12 protein-coding genes and 2 tRNA genes are annotated in these 16,544 nt (G+C 37.5%); 2 read left to right on the top strand and 12 right to left on the bottom strand.

What is annotated here, in order from left to right; translation table 11 throughout:
• Positions 1-57 precede the first annotated feature (57 nt).
• The 8 genes from OK18_RS07030 to OK18_RS06995 form a co-directional block, all read right to left on the bottom strand.
• Positions 58-2,496, bottom strand: a complete 2,439-nt coding sequence (locus OK18_RS07030) for a TonB-dependent receptor plug domain-containing protein (RefSeq protein ID WP_053327554.1) — start codon at positions 2,494-2,496, stop codon at positions 58-60.
• A gap of 156 nt (positions 2,497-2,652) precedes the next feature.
• On the bottom strand, positions 2,653-3,816 hold the full coding sequence (locus OK18_RS07025) for a pyridoxal phosphate-dependent aminotransferase (protein WP_053327553.1): 1,164 nt from the start codon (positions 3,814-3,816) through the stop codon (positions 2,653-2,655).
• A 2-nt stretch (positions 3,817-3,818) separates the two neighbouring features.
• A complete protein-coding gene (locus tag OK18_RS07020) occupies positions 3,819-4,895 on the bottom strand; it encodes an FAD-dependent monooxygenase (protein ID WP_053327552.1) in 1,077 nt (358 codons plus the stop codon).
• A 365-nt stretch (positions 4,896-5,260) separates the two neighbouring features.
• Complete coding sequence (locus tag OK18_RS07015) at positions 5,261-6,637, bottom strand: tryptophanase (RefSeq protein WP_050021842.1); 1,377 nt, start codon at positions 6,635-6,637, stop codon at positions 5,261-5,263.
• A gap of 90 nt (positions 6,638-6,727) precedes the next feature.
• Positions 6,728-7,345, bottom strand: coding sequence for a DUF502 domain-containing protein (locus OK18_RS07010; RefSeq protein ID WP_050021843.1), 618 nt, complete (start codon positions 7,343-7,345; stop codon positions 6,728-6,730).
• A gap of 24 nt (positions 7,346-7,369) precedes the next feature.
• Positions 7,370-7,948, bottom strand: a complete 579-nt coding sequence (miaE, locus tag OK18_RS07005; RefSeq protein ID WP_053327551.1) for a tRNA-(ms[2]io[6]A)-hydroxylase — start codon at positions 7,946-7,948, stop codon at positions 7,370-7,372.
• Between the two features lie 75 nt (positions 7,949-8,023).
• Positions 8,024-9,112, bottom strand: a complete 1,089-nt coding sequence (locus tag OK18_RS07000; protein WP_053327550.1) for an acyltransferase family protein — start codon at positions 9,110-9,112, stop codon at positions 8,024-8,026.
• A 107-nt stretch (positions 9,113-9,219) separates the two neighbouring features.
• Positions 9,220-10,110, bottom strand: a complete 891-nt coding sequence (locus OK18_RS06995; RefSeq protein ID WP_053327549.1) for a neutral zinc metallopeptidase — start codon at positions 10,108-10,110, stop codon at positions 9,220-9,222.
• 183 nt (positions 10,111-10,293) lie between these two features.
• Here OK18_RS06995 and rplU point away from each other — a divergent pair, with 183 nt between their 5' ends.
• Both rplU and rpmA read left to right on the top strand, forming a co-directional pair.
• Complete coding sequence (gene rplU / locus OK18_RS20865) at positions 10,294-10,869, top strand: 50S ribosomal protein L21 (RefSeq protein WP_082129156.1); 576 nt, start codon at positions 10,294-10,296, stop codon at positions 10,867-10,869.
• An 18-nt stretch (positions 10,870-10,887) separates the two neighbouring features.
• On the top strand, positions 10,888-11,145 hold the full coding sequence (gene rpmA / locus OK18_RS06985; protein ID WP_027372929.1) for a 50S ribosomal protein L27: 258 nt from the start codon (positions 10,888-10,890) through the stop codon (positions 11,143-11,145).
• Positions 11,146-11,569: 424 nt separating this feature from the next.
• Here the strand turns inward: rpmA and OK18_RS06980 are convergent, their stop codons facing one another.
• From OK18_RS06980 to rseP, 4 genes are all read right to left on the bottom strand, one after another.
• The gene (locus tag OK18_RS06980) at positions 11,570-14,098 is read right to left on the bottom strand and encodes a DUF5686 family protein (RefSeq protein ID WP_228377705.1); all 2,529 of its coding nucleotides are present in this window, start codon (positions 14,096-14,098) and stop codon (positions 11,570-11,572) included.
• Between the two features lie 288 nt (positions 14,099-14,386).
• Positions 14,387-14,460 (bottom strand) — tRNA-Asn (locus OK18_RS06975).
• A gap of 374 nt (positions 14,461-14,834) precedes the next feature.
• A tRNA-Asn gene (locus tag OK18_RS06970) sits at positions 14,835-14,908 on the bottom strand.
• 80 nt (positions 14,909-14,988) lie between these two features.
• Positions 14,989-16,479: an RIP metalloprotease RseP gene (rseP, locus tag OK18_RS06965; RefSeq protein ID WP_053327547.1), complete on the bottom strand. Its 1,491-nt coding sequence runs from the start codon at positions 16,477-16,479 to the stop codon at positions 14,989-14,991.
• Positions 16,480-16,544: the final 65 nt, after the last annotated feature.

Genomic DNA, 16,544 nt, shown 5'->3' with positions numbered 1-16,544 from the left:
AGGAGTTCGGAAGAGGAAGCCTTTACAGTCATGATAATAAAAACTCTTCCAATCTTCTTAAAATTTAAAATTAAGTCTGGCAAAAACCTGTCGTCCGGCAAATCCCATTTGTACGGGATCGAAAATGCCTCCGGATTCGGTATTTCCGGTTGATACCTGAGTGGTTTGTAATGTAGGGTATCGGTTGAATAAGTTCTTACTTCCCAAAGTCAGATTCAGGTTTTTAGAAAACTCGTATCCAAAAGAAAGATCCGTTGTTACCTTTGGGTTGTATATCTGTTCAGCATCATCATACCCAATTAATGTAACCTTATCAAACCTTACCAGCTGAAGATTTGCATTGAACCTATTGATCTTATAGTTAAGATTAAGGTTAATCTTTGTTTTAGGAGCTGAAGCCAGAATAAAAGCTCTTTCCCTGGCACTTAAATAAACGTCTTCCTTACCCTGCAGTTTGGGTGAAGTATTGACCTGGGTAATTTCCATATCATTATAGTTTCCGGCTAAAGTTGCCGTTAATTTCCCTGAACCTAAACTTTCACTGTAACTCAGGATAAGGTCAATCCCTTTGGTTCTTGTGTCAATGGCATTGGAAAAAAATTGCGCCTGATCAATATAAGGATAATCATTCTGGACATCGGTAGGTAAATCATCTCTTGAGAAATTTCCTGTCAGAACGATTCTGTTTTTTACACTGATATAGTATCCGTCAATCGTTGCGGTGAATTTTCCCGTATTAAAAGTAAATCCGGCACTCCCGTTTACAGATGTTTCCTGCTTCAGCTGTTCAATACCCAATCTGTTGGCGAGATCACTATCATTCGACGCCAATTGGATGGTAACCAACTTCCCTCCCTGAAAGTTCGTGAACTGCTGGCTGTAATATTTCTGAGCAAGAGAAGGGGCTCTGAATCCTGTAGAGACAGATCCGCGGAAGGCAAATTGAGGAGTAATTGCATACCGTGTAGCAAATTTACCGTTTAAAGTACTTCCAAAATCATTGTAATTCTCAAATCTTCCGGCTATACTTATCATCCAGTTTTTGGTAACATCCAGCTCAGTATCTACATAAGCTGCAAAATTATTTCTGCTTTTACCAATATCAGTAGAATAACCGGGGAATCCTTGTGAACCACCCGGCCTTATGTTATCTTCCGGATCGGCAAGAGGGTTGGTTGCCAGTAAGTTACCTGGGGTATCAGGAGTTACAGGATTCCCATTAATATCATACATTGTATAAGACGCCTCTTCTCCTTTAATAATATTGAATTTTTCATATCTGAATTCTGATCCGAATGCAATATTTAGCCCTTCAAGTACCTTAAACTGCCTTACAGCGTTAAAACCTGTTGTGTTTTGCAGTAATGAATGCCCGCCGGCATAAAATTGAGTCGGGGATTTAGAGCCTAGAGTCGCATTGACAGTATTGGTTATGTCATACGTAAATCTGTTGTTTCCAAAGGCATTATAAAAATCCACATCCCAGTTGGCCACTTTAAATTTTAAACCGTTATCGAAGGTGAAGTCACTGATGCTTGTATCTTCAATAGGATCAAATCCCATCGGATAGATATCCGGAACGTTCCCATTAGCTTCAGGGGTTCTTGTCCAGGCATAAGCCTTGGTATTTCTGTGGGAAAATCCCTGACGTGAATAAAATTTCAGGCCGTCGGATAATGGAAGTTCAATGTTTCCGAAGAAATAGACATTCTGAGCTTTGGCATCTCCGAAACGTTGCCTTGGAGCATTATACATTTGAGGGTTAGCATTCCTGATTGCATAATCTTTGTTGACAAATTCTGCAGTAAAGTTTCCAAAACCTCCTTTGTTGCCAATTTTTGTACCCAGGTTTCCACTGAAGTCAAAAGTGATTCCATCTGCTTTATGGTCTGATACAACATCATTATTGCCGGGACTTTTAAAAAGGTTCATTCCGTAAAATGCATTTCCTTCAAAACCCTTATCCCGGTCATTAAGGATTACATTGATTACCCCTGCAATTGCGTCAGAACCATATTGTGCTGAAGCTCCGTCGCGAAGGACTTCGACTCTTTTTATAGCTCCGATCGGGATGGTATTCATATCGTACCCTGTATTTCCTCTTCCTTTGGTTCCAAAAAGATTAATCAAAGAAGACTGATGGTACCTTTTTCCATTTAATAAAAGAAGGGTTTGATCAGGTCCTAGCCCTCTCAGTGTTGCCGGATCTACGGCGTCTGCACCGTCTGATCCGGATTGTTTGTTGGAATTGAAGGAAGGAGCCGCAAACTGTAACAGTTGGTTGACTTCTACCTGGCCTGTTGCCTGGCTGGCTTGTTTGATGTCAATGATATCAATGGGAACCGGGGTATTCGTAACCGTTCTTTTCTTATTCCGGCTTCCCGTGATGGCAACTTCATCTATCTTAGATTCCTTTGTAATGGTATCATTTACCTGTTGGGCATATGATAAGGTAGAGGCCCCCAGTAAAACAGCGCTTATGTATTTTATTTTCATATTGAAGCTTTTGAGTGGTGATTTACTCAAAATTATCATTTTTTATTTTTAAATCAATATGAAATATCGTTATTTGTTAAGGATATATTAATTTTATGCTACTTGTAGCAAAATATAGAATAATAATCACATTTTTGATGTTTTTAATGAAAATTATTAATCGTTAAAACTGGAGATCATTCTGTTAAGCCCTTCTTCTAAAATTTCCTGTGAGGTGGAAAAACAGATTCTTATATGGCCTTCAGCACCTTTCCCAAACCACCTTTCAGAACCGGGAACAATGGCTACTTTTCCGTGTTGTAGGGCATGGCGGGCGAATTCTTCACTGCTTAATCCGTTTTTAATTTCAGGAAATAATACGAAGGTAGCTTCAGGAAGATTAGGCGTTACAATTCCGGAATGGCTTAATATGTTAAACGCAAAGTCACGATTGCCCTGTAAATGTTTTAAAAATTCCTTATACCAGGGCTTTGCCTTCTCCAAAGCTATGCTTCCTGCCATCTGTGATAATGTTGAAACGCCTTCTATGGTAGAGTTAAAATTTGATTTTTCTGTAAAATCGGTAAGAATATCCACATCATTGCAGAGAACGGCCCCAATTCTCAATCCGGCAATTCCGAAAGATTTAGAAAACCCGTATACGGTAAAGCTTTTTTTCCTTGCCTCTTCAGAGACAGATGAATAGGTATGGAAATTTCTGTTGTCATAGATAATATCGCTCCATATTTCATCGCTCATTACCCATAGATCATGGGCAGAAGCTATTTGGGCTACTTTTCTCAGAACATCGGGGGAATAGACCTTGCCAAGGGGGTTGTGGGGATTGCAGATGCTGATAAGTTTTGTTTTTGAATGGATCAGAGAATTTAATGTTTCAAAATCAATTTCCCCGGTATGGGTATCCACCGGACACAGGTTTACTTTTCCACCAGCCGTTTCTACTGATTTTTTAAACAAAAAATCAACGGGGTCCAGAATAATGGCTTCATCTCCGGGATTCAGGACATAGGAGGCAATCAAAAACATTCCCTGTGCGGCACTGTTGACGGCAAGTACATTTTCAGGAGAAAAGTTTCCGGATTTTTCTTTATTGAAATGATCCGCAACGCTTTTCTTAAACTCGGGCAATCCGGAAAAAGGGCCATAGCTTAGATAGCCATCTTTGATATACTCAATGATTCCGTGTTCTATTTCCCGGGCTATCCTAAAATCAGGATCTGCCGCTGTAAGCGGAATAACTCCGTCTTCCAATGTGGCCCATCTTCCATTATAGGCTTTCCGTTTCAGGGCTTCAAAATTAATATCGTTATTGCTGAACATTTTTATTTATAAGATATGGGTAAAATATTTTCTGTGTATTGATTAAGAGGCAAAAGGAACTGATTTAATAAAACTCTTCCGTTTTTAATATGGATTTCAATTTCCGGTTTTCTTTCTTCTTCATATTTCCTGAAAGCATCGTATATATTCCTTTTTTCAACTAAATATTCCGTTAAGGCAAAACAATCTTTCAATGCTGAGGTTACTCCCTGGCTTGTAAATGGTATAAGAGGATGGGCTGCATCTCCTATGAAAACGATTTTGTCCTTATAAAACGGATTGAGCTTTTCCAATTCATAAACATGCCATAGATGAACATTTTCATAGTCCGATTGCAGAATAATCGATGGAATGAGGGAATGCCATTCATTAAAAATATCAAGCATATAGGCTTTTAAATTCTGGGGAGGACATTCATTAATCTTATATTTCTCATTATCAAACTGAGAATACCATAGAATAGTATCCGCAGATAATTTAAGGATCCCGAAAGTAAGCCCTCCTTTTTCATGATGAAATTTCATGAAATCATTACTGATGGACCGGGCTATATCTTTATTTTTAACAATATTAACAACTTCGCTTTCTCTCACAGTTCTGATTGTTTCTTCTTTGAATACTTCTCCCCTGATACGGCTTTTTGAGCCATCAGCGATAATGGTAAAATCGGCATTCATATAGCTTCCATCCTTGTACTGTAGTTTCCCTTTTTCTATATCATAAAGGGTGACGGTTTTTCCATAAGTTATTTTTTCCTGGGAAATGTTTTGAGACAGAATATTGATTAATGCCTGCCTTGAAATAGCAAAAACACGATCAAGATTCTTTTCGGCAAGCATTTTTCCATTGTGAGAATATTGTATATATTTTTCTAAAAAATTTCCCTGTTCATAAAGAAGCTGACAGTCTATGATCCGGGAAAGATATTCAAGACCTTCCTGTGGAAGAAGAAATCCATGTCCTGCCAGATCTTCTTTCTTTCTTCTTTCAAAAATATGATAGTCTAAGTTGTGTTTTTCTAAGTAATTCGCCATGCTCAAACCGGAAATACCAGCGCCCACGACAGCAATATTTTTCATTTCGGAATAATATGTTTTCAGGTTAGTGCTTAAATTTCAAATTGCAAAATTTTAAGGAAACTGCAAATGTAAATTTAAATAGATTCATATTTTTCAAAAAACACAAAAAAAGATTTTTAAATTTTAGTTTTGGATAGAAATTAACTACAACCGGAAATATGTTAACGGACCTGTTTACAGATATCGGAAGAAAAACAGTGGTTGATTAAATTTTTTATTGAAGAAAAGAATTAGGATAAGTATATGCCGGAAAGGTTTTAAGAAAGAGAATAAAACCAGGGGAGAATAGGAAAGAGGTATGTTCTCAGAAAGAAAAGGCTGTTTCAAAAAAGCCTGTTTTTAGACCTTTGAAACAGCCTTGTTTTTTATGCTTTTTCAAGCTGAACCGTAAAATGTCTTAAAATTTCAGGCTCCCAGACAATTTTATACCCTTTAGAAATTTCCTCGCGTCTTTCATAAACGTTTTTAATCGCTGCAGCAATATAATCCATGTGATTATTGGTATAGGTTCTTCGGGGAATTGCCAGGCGTACCAGTTCAAGCTTCGGATAGCGGTTTTGTCTTGTTTCTGGATCCCTGTCGGCTAATAGAGTACCGATTTCCACTGTTCTGATACCGGCTTCTTTATAAATTTCAAGTCCCAGGGTCTGGGCCGGATATTCCTCGCGGGAAATATTGGGAAGGAAGTTTAAAGAATCAATAAACACGGCATGCCCTCCAATCGGTTTTTGTACGGGAATTCCGTACTCAATTAGTTTATTTCCGAGATATTCCACCTGGGAGATTCTGCTTTCAAGATATGCGAATTCTGTGGCTTCATCCAGTCCTACAGCTAATGCAGCCATATCTCTTCCTGCCATTCCCCCGTAGGTAATAAACCCTTCATAGATGATGGTGAAATTGGAAGCTTTTCTGAAAACCTCTTCACTATTCAGCGCAATGAAACCTCCGATGTTTACTAATCCATCCTTTTTAGAACTCATTGTCATTCCATCCCCGTATGAAAAGATTTCTTTACAGATTTCCTTGATACTTCTGTTTTCCTGCCCTTTTTCTCTTTTTTTTATGAAGTAAGCATTTTCTGCAAATCTCGCCGAATCAAAAAAGACAGGGATTCCATATCGATCGGAAAGTTCTTTCACAGCTTTCATGTTTTCCAGAGAAACAGGTTGTCCCCCCGAAGAATTACAGGTAATGGTAATCAAGCAAAAAGGGATATTTTCCTTCGGGTGGCTTTTGTAAACTTCTTCCAGTTTTTCAAGATTGATATTTCCTTTAAAAGGATGAAGGTCATTGATATCAAAAGCCTCATCAATGGTACAATCGATGGCATGCGCCTTTCTGAATTCGATATGTCCCTTTGTGGTATCAAAATGAGAGTTGCCGGGAACTACATCCCCTTCTTTCACCAGCACTGAAAAAAGAACATTTTCAGCTGCTCTTCCCTGGTGGGTTGGCAATAAATATTTAAAACCTGTAATTTTTTCAACGGTATTTTGAAGCTGTTCGAACGAACGGGATCCTGCGTAGCTTTCGTCTCCGGTCATGAGAGCAGCCCATTGCCTGTCGGACATAGCTCCTGTTCCTGAGTCTGTTAAAAGATCAATATAAACCTGTGAGGATTTTAAGTTGAAAAGATTGTATCTGGCTTCTTTCAGCCATTGTTCTCTTTCCTCTCTTGTGGATAGACGGATTTCTTCCACCATTTTAATGCGGAAGGGTTCCGCGTACGGTAAATTCATGGGATAAGTATGTTTTTTAAATTGTTGATAAAGAAAATGGTTTGAAAATAATTTCAAATTCATCAAAGTAAGTAAAGGGGAGTGAAAAAATTACTCCGGAGCTTTAAATATGTTTTCATCAGAATGGAACCCGGCCACACCGCCGCTTACCGCAAACTTCATTGCTGAAGCAGCAGTCATACCTACTACAGGTTTGATGTTTTTTTCTTCAGTAACAATTACCCAGCCCGAAATCGCATAGGAATGGGGAAGGTATACCGCAACGTAATTATGTTTATCAACGTCTGCCATTTCTTTTTGTGTCAAAAAACCGATTCTCCATATTTCAGGATTTTCGTTGGTTTTTACCCAGACAGGATCGTTGAATTTTTTCTTATCGCCCACAAATGAAGACATAACATCTTTTGTGGGGGTATAGATATGTTTTACTCCGGGTGTTTTTTCCAACAGGCTATCCATGGTATCAAAAAAGAACCTGCCTACAACGAATTTATTACCCAGGTATCCTAAAATAGCAGTAAACAATATAGTAGAGACAAAAACAAGTCCAGGAACCTGTCTGGCAAGAGAAGGCACAAGATTGTCAATAGCGCTTACAATATACCAGATCACAAAAATGGTAAGCCCTATCGGACCAATAATTACCAGCCCCTGAAAAAAGTTTTTCAGGAAAAGGTTGGCTATATTTTCAAAAGCGGACTTCTTCAACGTTTGTTCTTTACTGTTTATATTTTAACCATGAATGGTTTCTTTATTTCCGTAGGATTTGATAATGTTTGCTTCATATTCCAGCCATTCATCCCAGCGCTTGTTCACCTTATCCGGATCTCCGAGCTGTCTTGCGAATCCAATGAATGTTGTATAGTGATTAGCCTCAGAGATCATCAGCTCCCTGTAGAAAACTTTCAGTTCTTCATCTTTGATATTTTCTGTAAGCACTTTAAATCTTTCGCAGCTTCTGGCTTCAATCATGGCGGCAAAAAGCATTTTATCTACAATCAGATCTTCTCTGCTCCCCTGAATAATAAATTTTGCCAGTTCATTCACATAATCATCCTTTCTTGCCCTTCCAAAAGTATAACCTCGTTTCTTAATAATCTCGTGAACCTGATTGAAGTGGTCCAGCTCCTCCTGTGCTATAGCCAGCAGCTCTGTAACAATTTCAGGATATTCGGGAAGCATCGTGATCAATGTAATGGCATTGGTAGCAGCTTTTTGCTCACACCAGGCATGATCCGTTAAAATTTCTCCAATGTTTCCTTCAGCAATATTTGCCCACCTTGGATCGGTAGGAAGTTTCAACTTAAACATGTTATAAAATTTTTGTAAATTTAAACAAATTGAAATAAGAAAACTTAAGTTTATTTCAATTTAGTCACGAAAGTCTTAAGAAGTAGTCTTTCTTCTTAAAAATTCCAGAATATTCCAGCCTAAGGTATCTACCTTTTTCAACCCTGCCGAAATAATAAATGCCAGGATAATATTAATACTGTAAATGATAATCATTAAAATCCACCAAGGCATAATTTCCTTTAAAGGAACCACAAGGAAATACACCAGCGATGAACTTATTCCCTGAGCAAAATAGAAGAATATAGCATTCTTCCCAATATAGGTGATGATATTATCTTTTGTAATCTTTAGCCTGTTATAAAGAACAAATAGGGTTAAAAGGGAAAACTGGGCCCAGATAATATAAGGAATTTTAGGAGGGAATTTATTTTTATTGATTTTATAGAAAATGTCATTTCCGTAATACCAGAACATTCCGATTAAGAGACAGGCAACCAGAGCATATAATACAGGAATGATGTTTTTGGGGATTTTCTTTCCACGCATTTTATGGCCGACTAAAAAAACGGCAAGATAAAATGCTATATATCCTACCTGCCCCGTTGGATAATATTCCGGTACCATGTTGAATAGCAAAGTTAAAACGGCACAAAGGCCTATAAACCAGTTGATATGTTTTGGGAAAAACCTGAGGATAAGTACCCCAAATACGGTAAGTATGAAATAGACTTTGAGATACCAAAAGCTTCCCATGACTACCGGGAATGTATCGGCATTAGTATATTGGTGAAGGTACCAGTTTCCGAGATTCTGCCACTGCGGTGTGGTGGAAATATCTGTTGTAGCATATTTTGACCCAAATGTAGAGTAAAAGCCCTGAAGCCACTCCATAGAAAAGAAACTTAACCCGAAAACCTTGAAGAAATAATCTAAAAAGAACAGAAGCGTTACAAAAATCATATAGGTAATCTGTAATTTTAATAATCTGTAAAAGGTTTTTTCAATGTTTGCTCCTGAGGTAATTCCGCTTAACGCATAGAAAAGCGCTACATCAAATACCAGAGAAAAGACCCTCACTTCTGCAGGAATATAAAACTGTCCGGACCAGAAGGCGGTATGAATGAATATAATGGAGAGGGTTGCCATTCCTTTGGCAAAATCAATATAAAGATCTCTGTTCATATTGTATCAAATATGGTTCAAAAGTAAATAAACTTCTGTTAAATAAAAAAGAGGCAGAACAATTACGTCTGCCTCCTTCTTAAAATATGCTAAAAATGAATGTTTGTTTATTTTAAGTGTTTGAATTCTTCCGCAGAAATTTCCCCGGTCTGAATTTTTCTAAGCTCGTCAATATATTGGCTCATATACGCATCAACTTCTGGACTTACCGTATTCTTAGCCATTTTGTAAGTGCCATTAAGAACTCCCTGATAATAATAGAAGAAGTTATAATCAAAGCTGGATGCTGTAAGATTAGAATTAGCCTGTGCTAAAAGGAATCCTAAACGTACGGCAGATCTTCTTTGTGCAGGTGTTCCATGATGATTGGGACTTGAAGTCTGGTAATCCCCGATGCTTTGTGCAAATTCATAAGCGGCAGCAATCTCCGAGAAGGTAGTTTTGTTGTAGCCATTAGGATTTCTAAGATAGTACCCTGCAAAGCCGTCTGCTTCCAGCTCATTGGGTCTTGCTGTGTTTTCATTTACTGAAGGAAGCCCGAAAATGTACTGTAGCTGATGTCCGTATTCATGAGCCAGAATCATTGCATTTACGATATCACCACCTTTTGCTTTTGCATCATAATAGATAGCATATCCGTAGTATATCTTTCCTGTAGAATAAGAAATAGCATTGTACGTGGAATTGTAATTGGAAGGGTCATTTACAAATCTCAGCGTTGGATTGCTTCTTCCCCACATGCCGGCAATTTTAGTCATTTGGGAATTCATAAAACTGGTGTCTGCAGAACTTTGAAGACCTGTTAGCAAAACAGCTGTGGAGCTCCAGTTATTGTCTACATAATAGCAAACTTTTTCACGGTCTCCAGGTTGTTCAATTTTTGCGCTAAGATTTTCTTGTGGCTGGACAGTGTCATCCATTTTGTCATCACTACATGCCGTCAATGAAGATACAGCAATGGCACCTGCTAAAAAGCAGAGATTAAAGTTTCTTTTCATATATAAATTAGTTTGGTAAAACGAAGGTATGAAATATTCTTATATGTGTGAATACTTTAATGTTAAAAATTATTCAAGACATAGTGAATAGGTGAATTTTGAAAAAACATTGCTTTGATTGTAAGCAGATTAGAATTTTATTTGTATATTTGCACCTCGAAATAACTAAAAATTTTATAAACAATGTTTGCAATTGTAGAAATAGCAGGGCTTCAATACAAAGTTGAGCAAGACCAGAAGTTGTTTGTAAACCGTTTAAAAGGAGACAAAGGAGGAAAAGTTTCTTTCGATAAAGTTCTTCTTACTGTAAACGGTGCAATCACTGTAGGCGCCCCAGCTGTAAGCGGAATCACTGTAGAAGCAGAGATTCTTGATCACGTAAAAGCTGATAAAGTAATCGTTTTCAAAAAGAAAAGAAGAAAAGGTTACAAAGTGAAAAACGGTCACAGACAATCTTTAACTCAAATTGTAATCACTGGTATTACAGGTTTTGAGGGCGGAGCTAAAAAAGCTGCTAAAAAAGAAACTGTGAAAGGAGAAGTTCTTTCTGACAACGCAACTGTTAACTTTGGTGAAGATCACGAATTGAACTACCACCTTAAGAAAAACGGATTGTCTCAGTCTAAAGAAAACAGAGAAGCTTTAATCGCTTTAGGTAAAGAAGTAAAAGCTGAATTAGGTAAAGATGTTCTTACTCATGAAGATGTAGATGCAGCAATCGCTAAGAATATCGAAAACTTTAAAGCACTTAACAAATAATAATAATCCACTAATAAAATGGCACACAAGAAAGGAGTCGGTAGTTCCAAGAACGGTAGAGAGTCTCACTCTAAAAGATTAGGTGTGAAGATTTTCGGAGGACAAGCAGCTATTGCCGGAAATATTATTGTTAGACAAAGAGGTACTCAGCACCACCCAGGTGATAACGTGGGAATCGGTAAAGACCACACTTTGTTTGCATTAGTAGATGGTAAAGTAGTTTTCAGAAAGAAAGCAAACAACAGATCTTTCGTATCTGTAGAACCAAACGCGTAATCAAGCGTTTTATAAAAAAATAAAAGCCTCTGCATTATTTTGCAGAGGCTTTTTTGTGCGTGTTGACTATTTGTTTTCAGTAAATTGCGATAGCCGAAAAGCATGTAGAGTAGGCAAACATTAAAACGAATTATCAAAATTAAAAAATTAACCAAGAAGAGCCTCAAGGCAATTAATGGCAGTGCGGCATTGTGTCCACCCAAACCTATCCATGCGATATATGGTGCGGACTAACCCCTAAGCAGAAGATGCGTTGTTTACTGGATGTAGAAGACGGATGTGGATGCTATTAATAATTGAGAAAGATGTTCTAAGCATTTAGCTTTTAATTATCCGGTATTGATGAAATTAAATCACAATTGGAAATAAAGTTGGGCGGCTTCGAAGAAGCCGCCCAACTGTTTATTATTATAGATGAAACTATTTAAAATCCTACCTGAATTCCGGCTTTAACGCCAAATTTGGAAATATCTGGTCTGTCAAGATAATTTCCTCTCCAATTAAAATCTACTCTGAAGAGTCTTAGATTGCCTATTCCTATGTTTTCAATGCCAAATCCATACTCGTAATAAATATGTTCACTTGGAGCAGAATATTTAAAGCCTTCAACGTTGATAGCCTTAGAAGCATCACTTAAAGTTCCGTATGCCGCCCTGATGAATGCAACCTCCCTGAACTTTAATTTCTTGATTAAAGGAATATAAGAAAGCAGTTTACCATTGAAATGATGCTCCAGATGAAGGGTGGTGTAAGCATCAGCTACGAACTCATAGTAATTAAGCTGTGAAAATGTATTAGGAACCAGCCCATATGAAAGATTGGCCGGGATTATATTCTGCAATGCTAAAGGAACAGTATTGAAGTTCTTTCCTGCCTCAAAATTGACAACTGTTTTACCCAATGTTCCAATAAGAAAGGGTTTATAAAACATAAATTGTAATTTGTCATAATTAAAATCGGCATTAAAAAGTCCTTCAATACCACGGGTGTATCTCAGCACGATAGTGGGAGCTAGGTTTCTTGCCTGGTACCGGTCTATCCCTGTTTGAGAGAATTTAGCACCAGGTTTTGCGATGACACTGATTGTAACATGAGAATCGTTTACTGTTTTTCTTAATTGCCCATCCTGGTAATACATAAGGTTGAACTTCTCGGGAATGGCAGATTTAATACTCTGCATTACTCCGTCTACTCTGAACTGAATGTTTTTCCAGGGTTCGATTGCTACAAAAACATTGGTCTGGTTTACAGAGCTTAATGATATATTTTCTCCTCTGGCGAAAAAGGTACTTGACGATAAGGATCTGGAAGCAACTCCATCTCCTGATGTAAGCTGTCCGCCAAGCTGAACGATATCCCTACTGGTTCCTGCACCAATCATAAACCGGTTAAGCCTGTTGAACATGAACCTTGCATCAACACCATATTTTACCTGTTGATCTTTGAAGCCGTACGCTGTATAAAACTGAACCCTCCATGGATCATTTAATCCAAAATAAGATCTTGCCCCTATCCTTATTCTGTCTCCTTCTACTTCGTTTCTGCCATAGACAGAAAAAATTGGTCCTAAATCTACTCCTTTAAAAGCATTATAGTAACGGGAACCAAGGGTTTCAAACAGCTTTACCATGCGGTTGAATTTAGGGGTCTGCTGCAGTTGATCCAACATTTTATATACACCTTGTTCAGACTTGGATAAAGTGTCAGGCCTGGCTTTTGCCCAGTAAGCCTCATCCTTGTCGGTGAATTTATCTTCATACTCTTCTTCCTTTCGTTTAAAAACACTGGGATCTAAAGGTTTATTGAACTCATAATTGGAATAATCCACGGATCTTTTGGCAATAATGCTTTTAGACCCTCTCTTTTTTGAAAAAGGACTTATTTCAAACTCGGTAACCAGCTTTTTAGGAAGAAACGTTGTTTCATCAGGATTGTCGTATTCCAGTTCGGTAGAAACACTGTTGACGAAGTTGACATTTATTTTCTGGGTAGATTTTAAGGTAGCTCCTAAAACAGCATAAGTATCAGTGTCAATATACAGATTACCCTGAAAGGCGAGTACATCTTTTCTTTTAGGCTGATATCTGATATGGAAAGCTTTCTCACCATGAACACTAATAGTGTCTACCAGGCTATAATCATAGGTGCCAAATCCATCCGTTCCTACAGGGCTTTGAAACCCGATATCAAAATAATTCAGGGTATTGTCATAAATATTAATGTCCCTGTAGAGGTTCTTTGCAGAAACGGTGATGACCTGGTTATCCTGAAATCCGGAAGTCTTTTGTGCAACAAGCGTTCTTTTGCTATCTTTTTCCGGTTTGTTTTTTCCGTAATTTTCATAAACGGCTTCATTCAGGAAAATGGGAAGCCCCAATCTTCCGCTTGCGGTAGAATCTGCGTAACTGAAGATGAAATCCAGTTTTTTGAAAATTTTCTTCTTCATGAAAGCGCTGTCTATGTTGTTGAGGTCAAACTGGGTTTTTTCATACTCTTTATAGGAATAGGTATCAAACTTTTCCAGCCCGTTATTCCTTTTCCGTGCCCATACTTTCTGCATGATGGCATAGGCGGGGTTTTCTTTTTTGTTTTTGTACTTCGGTTTTCCGCTGTTGATGACAATTTCCTGAATACTGCTCACCTTTGCCTGGGAAAGCTGTACGAAAATGTTTTCAGCGTTTTCAGGGGTAACATCAAATGTTTCTGTGGTATAATTTTTTTTGGAAAACCTTAACTTGGTAATAATACTGTCAGACTGCACCATAAAGTTGCCCGAAGTAGTGGTAAGGGAAGGTGTTTTATTATCGTTGATAAAGATATCTACTTTGCTGAGTTCTTTATTGCTTTTTTCATCCACAATTTTACCGCTGGCTTTATTTTGGGCCCACGCTAAACCAGTGAAAAACAGGAAAAATAATATAAAATTGTGTTTAGAATTATTGTTTAACATCATTCGTTTCTTCAAGCAATTAGCACAAACAAAAAGTATGCAGTTTATTTTAAAAAATTGAAAAAAGTAGAAAAAAAATTTTATTCTACGTAAAACAGCAAATGTAACGAAAATAATACTACGATTTACTAAAAATTAAATATGAAATTTTATAGGCTAAAAGATGAAGAATCAGGAAATTAAAGAGTAAACGGAAAGTAGTAATAGGAGTGGAGTTTATTACCCAATATGGAGGAACAGGTATAAATTGAATATAATAAAAAAAGACTTACATTTCTGTAAGTCTTTCTGCTCCTCCTGCTGGGCTCGAACCAGCGACCCTCTGATTAACAGTCAGATGCTCTAACCAACTGAGCTAAGGAGGAATGTCTTTGTTTTAAGTGGTGCAAATATAGGAGGAATATTAATATCAGTCAAGTTTTCTCCCTGATTATCGATAAATTTAGGCTAAATACATTGAGTTTCAATACGAAATATTTTTAATTTCAGTTCTGGAAATTCAGTGTAGAAAAAATAAGTTAATGTTTTTGAAATTTTTGATAGTGGATGTATGGATGTTCGTAGGCTAGAAAGGGCAATGAAATTGCTTCTACCTTGCTATTTTCAATTATAACATTAGATGAAAATCAAATTTAAAAGACAAAATATAAATAATCTAATTCCCCAGCTTTATACTTCATTCTTAATTCGTCTTTCTTTTCGGGCAAAAAAAAAGACCTACATTTCTGTAAGTCTTTTGCTCCTCCTGCTGGGCTCGAACCAGCGACCCTCTGATTAACAGTCAGATGCTCTAACCAACTGAGCTAAGGAGGAATGTCCTTTGTTTTAAGTGGTGCAAATATAGGACGAATATTTATACCCTACAAATATTTTTTAGGAAAATTTCCAAAAAATTATAATTTTCCTGTAAAGATCTTGAAGATGTCACTACCAAAAATTACTAACATCAAGCCTAACAGGAAGATAACGCCAATCATCTGAGCGTTTTCCAATACTTTCTGAGGAACAGGTTTACCTACAATAATTTCATAAAGAGTAAATAAAACGTGCCCACCATCAAGCCCCGGAATAGGAATAAGATTCAGGAATGCCAGCCATACAGAGAACATAGCGGTAAAGCTCCAGAAAGCAGCCCAGTTAATTGTGAAACTTCCGTTGGCATCCTTGTCTACCGGCATATTTTTTACAATTGCAATAGGACCTCCTACATTTTTATATCCCTGAACTTTAGAATTGAACATAATCTTGAATTGCTTTACCTGAGTAGTTAAAGCTTCAATAGTTCTTGTGAATCCTCTTGGAATAGCTTCCCCGAAAGAATATTTTTTATTGGTTACAATAGATTTTGCAATTCCTTTAGTATCCAGCGCCACACCCAGCTTTCCGTTTTTATCAACTGAAACCGCAGGTAATGTTTGTACAGCCCCGTTTCTTTCTACCTCTATGCTTATGGTCTTTCCTTTATTTTCTGCCAATAGCGAAGATACTTCATCAAAGAAAGTTACTTTTTTACCATTAATTCCTACAACTTTATCTCCTTTTGCCAGACCTGAAGCCTGCGAAGAAGGAGTTGCCAGGGAATCAATCACCATTGGAACCCTTGGGGTAATGTATAATTTAGCTTCTTTTTGCTTAAGAACATCTGCAACACCATCTGCATTTACAGGAAAAGTTACTTCCTGACCGTTTCTTAACACAGTAACCTGATCTCCTAAAAGGATGTTGATTGATGTGTTCTCCAGTCTCTCAGCAGGCTTTCCATCCACACTGATGATTTTATCTCCGTTTTGAAAGCCCATTTTCTTTCCGGCAGCAGTGGCTTCAATTCCATTACTGAATTTTGTTATATCTGTATAGGTTTCTCCATTGAAGAACGAAAGACAGCTATAGATAAGCCATGCCAGGAAAAAATTGACAGTAACTCCCCCCAGCATAATAATAAGTCTCTGCCATGCCGGTTTAGACCTGAATTCCCATGGTTCAGCCGGTTTTTTCATCTGAGCTGTATCCATGCTTTCATCTACCATTCCGGCAATTTTCACATACCCACCGAAAGGAAGCCACCCGATCCCGTACTTGGTTTGTTCAGGATGCTTTCTCCAGTCGTTGTCCGGAAGTTTTGATATATCGATAGGAACTTCTTCCTTCTTTCCGTTTACTTCTATTACTTCAGAATCAGGCAAATTCTTGGATAAAAATTTATACTGCCATTTTCCGTTGATTTTCTTCATTGAGAATATCGAGAAATAAGGGTCAAAGAACAGGAAAAATTTCTCTGCCCTGGTTTTGAACCATATTGCGGGTAAAAAATGCCCAAGCTCATGAAGAAGCACTAATATAGAAATACTCAGAATGAACTGGAAGAGTTTGATTGCTATTTCCATTAATAAGTTTTAGATTTTAATTTGCAAAGGTAACAATTATCAAAACTATGCCAAATAAAAAAGCT

It is taken from the genome of Chryseobacterium gallinarum (assembly GCF_001021975.1).
Lineage (GTDB): Bacteria > Bacteroidota > Bacteroidia > Flavobacteriales > Weeksellaceae > Chryseobacterium > Chryseobacterium gallinarum.
The sequence above is the reverse complement of the archived record's forward strand: the minus strand, read 5'-3'. Positions and strand labels throughout refer to the sequence as shown.

What these genes read in the sequence shown, in the direction of transcription:
- rseP (WP_053327547.1), bottom strand. Translation starts at nt 16,479, where the DNA reads ATGGAAATAGCAATCAAACTCTTCCAGTTCATTCTGAGTATTTCTATA.
- OK18_RS06980 (WP_228377705.1), bottom strand. Translation starts at nt 14,098, where the DNA reads ATGATGTTAAACAATAATTCTAAACACAATTTTATATTATTTTTCCTG.
- OK18_RS07015 (WP_050021842.1), bottom strand. Translation starts at nt 6,637, where the DNA reads ATGAATTTACCGTACGCGGAACCCTTCCGCATTAAAATGGTGGAAGAA.
- rplU (WP_082129156.1), top strand. Translation starts at nt 10,294, where the DNA reads ATGTTTGCAATTGTAGAAATAGCAGGGCTTCAATACAAAGTTGAGCAA.
- OK18_RS07000 (WP_053327550.1), bottom strand. Translation starts at nt 9,112, where the DNA reads ATGAACAGAGATCTTTATATTGATTTTGCCAAAGGAATGGCAACCCTC.
- OK18_RS07020 (WP_053327552.1), bottom strand. Translation starts at nt 4,895, where the DNA reads ATGAAAAATATTGCTGTCGTGGGCGCTGGTATTTCCGGTTTGAGCATG.
- OK18_RS07030 (WP_053327554.1), bottom strand. Translation starts at nt 2,496, where the DNA reads ATGAAAATAAAATACATAAGCGCTGTTTTACTGGGGGCCTCTACCTTA.
- OK18_RS06995 (WP_053327549.1), bottom strand. Translation starts at nt 10,110, where the DNA reads ATGAAAAGAAACTTTAATCTCTGCTTTTTAGCAGGTGCCATTGCTGTA.
- OK18_RS07025 (WP_053327553.1), bottom strand. Translation starts at nt 3,816, where the DNA reads ATGTTCAGCAATAACGATATTAATTTTGAAGCCCTGAAACGGAAAGCC.
- rpmA (WP_027372929.1), top strand. Translation starts at nt 10,888, where the DNA reads ATGGCACACAAGAAAGGAGTCGGTAGTTCCAAGAACGGTAGAGAGTCT.
- miaE (WP_053327551.1), bottom strand. Translation starts at nt 7,948, where the DNA reads ATGTTTAAGTTGAAACTTCCTACCGATCCAAGGTGGGCAAATATTGCT.